This is a genomic window from Sphingobium sp. WCS2017Hpa-17, assembly GCF_031843765.1.
Lineage (GTDB): Bacteria > Pseudomonadota > Alphaproteobacteria > Sphingomonadales > Sphingomonadaceae > Sphingobium.
On record NZ_JAVTIV010000062.1, the window covers coordinates 1 to 1,085 of the forward strand.

At 64.0% G+C, this 1,085-nt stretch carries 4 protein-coding genes; 3 read left to right on the plus strand and 1 reads right to left on the minus strand.

What is annotated here, in order from left to right; genetic code table 11:
* The first annotated feature begins 74 nt into the window (after positions 1–74).
* From RQH62_RS24900 to RQH62_RS24910, 3 genes are all read left to right on the plus strand, one after another.
* Positions 75–434, plus strand: coding sequence for a VVA0879 family protein (locus tag RQH62_RS24900; protein ID WP_311271335.1), 360 nt, complete (start codon positions 75–77; stop codon positions 432–434).
* A gap of 89 nt (positions 435–523) precedes the next feature.
* On the plus strand, positions 524–778 hold the full coding sequence (locus tag RQH62_RS24905; protein ID WP_311271336.1) for a hypothetical protein: 255 nt from the start codon (positions 524–526) through the stop codon (positions 776–778).
* Positions 775–927, plus strand: coding sequence for a hypothetical protein (locus RQH62_RS24910; RefSeq protein WP_311271337.1), 153 nt, complete (start codon positions 775–777; stop codon positions 925–927). Before RQH62_RS24905 ends, RQH62_RS24910 begins: the two co-directional genes overlap by 4 nt.
* Here RQH62_RS24910 and RQH62_RS24915 read toward each other — a convergent pair.
* A partial coding sequence (locus RQH62_RS24915) for a hypothetical protein (RefSeq protein WP_311271338.1) occupies positions 888–1,085 on the minus strand: 198 nt, incomplete at its 5' end. The genes RQH62_RS24910 and RQH62_RS24915 overlap by 40 nt on opposite strands.

A 1,085-nucleotide genomic window follows, 5' to 3' on the forward strand; every position in this document is an offset into this window, starting at 1 on the left:
AACGGCAACCTCATCCCCGGCGGCCCGAAGAAGAAGGCTGCGGTCATGGCTGAGCGGGCGGGGAGTGTGGGGTGATGGAAGGTCCGCGTCAAATCACGCTGGAGCAATTCCACGCCGACATCAAAGCGCAGAACGCCGCCAGCAAGGAAGATATCACCTTCGTCTGCCCGATGTGCGGCACCCATCAATCCGCCCGCGATCTGATCGAGGCTGGAGCGGGCAAGACGTTCGATGAGGTGGAGAAGTATCTGGCCTTTTCGTGCGTCGGCCGCTTCACCAATGCTGGATCGCCGCGCAACAAGCCGGATGGAAAGCCCTGCAACTGGACGCTGGGAGGCATGTTCCGGCTGCACAAGCTGGAAGTGATCGCAGACGGGCAGGCGCATCCACGCTTTGAACTGGCTGAACGGCCCAAGATTGCGCGCGCCGCCTAACCCCTCCCCAAGCCTCCAACCGCTTCCTCCAGCGGACACGGGCATAGAGCATCGGCGAAATGGGAAATTGCCGATACGGGAGAAGATTGATGGACCGCAACGAAATCAACGCCATCGGCACGCTGCTGATGAAGGTCCGTGACGCTCAGGCTGACAGCATCATCGTCGCGATCGGTGCGCTTGGTCCGTCCGCCGACTGCCGCGCCGGCAACATGCTGGCCACTGTCAAAGTCGGGGCTGATACCGAGACGGCGGAAGCTGTTGGACTGGCGGATGCGATCGAATTGGCGAAGGCTAAGTGCGCACGGGCGGCTGAAGCTCGGACGCGAAAGGATGCCGCATGACCACGCCGCGCAGCGTCGCCGCCCGCTACCGCCCCGCATGGCGCGAGCCGGTCGGCCAAACCCGCACCGAGAAGAAGATCGGTGACGTGGAAATCACCGCCACCGGGACTTACCGGCAGATGGCCAGCGGATGGGAGCGGGTGGCATGACCCGCCACCACGGCAAAGACCAGTGCGCCATGTCGGAAGCCTGCGAAGGCCAGCACGCCGACCATGGCCTGATGTGCGCCGAACACCGGGCGGAAGATCGCGAGATTGAGCGCCGGTTCAGCGATGACGTTGACCCGGCATCGCGGCCTCCGTTGCCG

Coding starts and splice junctions, on each gene's coding strand:
- RQH62_RS24900 (WP_311271335.1), top strand. CDS start 75: ATGGAAGGTCCGCGTCAAATCACGCTGGAGCAATTCCACGCCGACATC.
- RQH62_RS24910 (WP_311271337.1), top strand. CDS start 775: ATGACCACGCCGCGCAGCGTCGCCGCCCGCTACCGCCCCGCATGGCGC.
- RQH62_RS24905 (WP_311271336.1), top strand. CDS start 524: ATGGACCGCAACGAAATCAACGCCATCGGCACGCTGCTGATGAAGGTC.